At 43.8% G+C, this 1,672-nt stretch carries 2 protein-coding genes and 1 tRNA gene; 1 reads left to right on the forward strand and 2 read right to left on the reverse strand.

Translation table 11 applies throughout. The features are described 5' to 3' along the window. Positions 1 to 235: hypothetical protein (locus PX481_RS08820; RefSeq protein ID WP_288094429.1), on the forward strand; the 235-nt coding region annotated here is incomplete at its 5' end. A 181-nt stretch (positions 236 to 416) separates the two neighbouring features. Here the strand turns inward: PX481_RS08820 and PX481_RS08825 are convergent. Then, positions 417 to 503: transfer RNA gene (locus tag PX481_RS08825), tRNA-Ser, on the reverse strand. 116 nt (positions 504 to 619) lie between these two features. After that, positions 620 to 1,672, reverse strand: a 1,053-nt coding sequence (locus PX481_RS08830) for a glycosyltransferase family 4 protein (protein WP_288094431.1), incomplete at its 5' end; no start/stop codon positions are given.

The following is a 1,672-nucleotide window of genomic DNA, read 5'->3' on the forward strand; positions in this document are numbered from 1 at the left end:
ACCCGACGGAAAACAGCATATTATCCTAGAAACTCCCATGGAAGAACCAGCGTGGAAATTATTACAAGAACACCTACCCCAACATATACAATCACGCTTTGTTTATAGTCCCAAACAGGTGACGGTTAGGGGTTTAGGAGCGGTAAAACCGCAACAGCAGTTAGATAGTTTATTGGAGTGGTTAGCTAAGTGTAAAGATGGCCTACCGACGGGAATTAGACTAAATCCTGTTTAAAAAGTATAAGAGAGTGGGAATTATGAATTATCAATTATGAATTATGAAGTGGGGAGCGGGAATTATCAATTATCAATTATGAAGTGGGGAGCGGGAATTATCAATTATAAATTATCAATTATGAAGTGGGGAGTGGGGGAGAAGATAAAAAGCACCTCATAGATATGAGGTGCTTTGGGAACGGAGAGAGAGGGATTCGAACCCTCGTTAAAGTTACCCCTAAACAGCATTTCCAGTGCTGCGCCTTCAACCGCTCGGCCATCTCTCCAATTAAGGTCACGATCATCAATCCTACAGCAAATGCTGCCGATCTGTCAAATTATTTTTCTTTTTGCGACGATGACCGATCAGGTTACACTTCATCTGGACGGGAAACCCTGTCAGTTAAGCATACTCTAGATATTGATTTAAGATTGCGGCTGTAGCTAGACCGGTTTTTTGCCAACTAAACTCATTGGCTCGTTTTTTGCCTAGATGACTTAATTTTGACTGTAATTGTCGATCTTGAGCGATAATTTTTAGGGCATCGGCTATGCACTCGACTCGATAGGGATCGATTAAAATTGCCGCTGTTGCCGTGACTTCGGGCAAAGATGACAAATTTGAGGTAATGACGGGTGTACCGCAGGCCATAGCCTCTAAAACGGGCAATCCGAAGCCTTCCCAGAGACTGGGGAAGACTAAAGCAGTGGCTTGACTGATAACTTTGGGTAGGTGATCGTAGGGGATATAGTCGAGAAATTTAATGCGATCGCTGACTGCTAATTCCCGCGCTTGTTGTTGTAAATTGGGGGTATAACGGCGATCAAAGCTGCCGGCAATCCAAAGACGATAATCGCTTAAATCTGGAGGCAGTTGGGCAAAAGCGGCGATTAAACGCGGTAAATTTTTATAGGGATTGGGACGACCGAGATAGAGAAAATAGGGATGCTCTGGCTTATCATCTTGAATAGGGCGAAAGTGATGATGATCGTAGGCTAGGGGAATAGAAGTAATTTTATCGGCGGGAATTTGATAATATTCAGTGATATCTTTGGCCGTTGCCTGAGAGTTGCAGATAATATGTTTTGCCTGTTGTAATACCTGCGGCACATAATAACGGAAATAGTGAGTTAAGGGGGAAGTAAAACTGGGAAACCGCAGGGGAATTAAATCGTGGACCATGACGACAAAGCGACAGGGAGAATTTATCGGCGCTTCCGGAAGGGGAGAAAAGAGTAAATTGGCGTTTAATTGTCGGTAAATTGACGGTAACTGCCACTGAGTCCAGAGTAAGCGTTTTAAATGACCTTTCGCTCCTCGATCGGGGCCGAGACCCTTGGGGATAGAATAACAGTTAAAGTCGGGATAACTATTAGCTGTTAGTAGGGTTGGTTCTAAATTTTTCAGGTAGGGTAAGAGGTTAAGAATGTAGGTACTGATTCCCGTGGGTTGGGG

This window comes from Microcystis sp. M53603_WE2 (assembly GCF_030065435.1).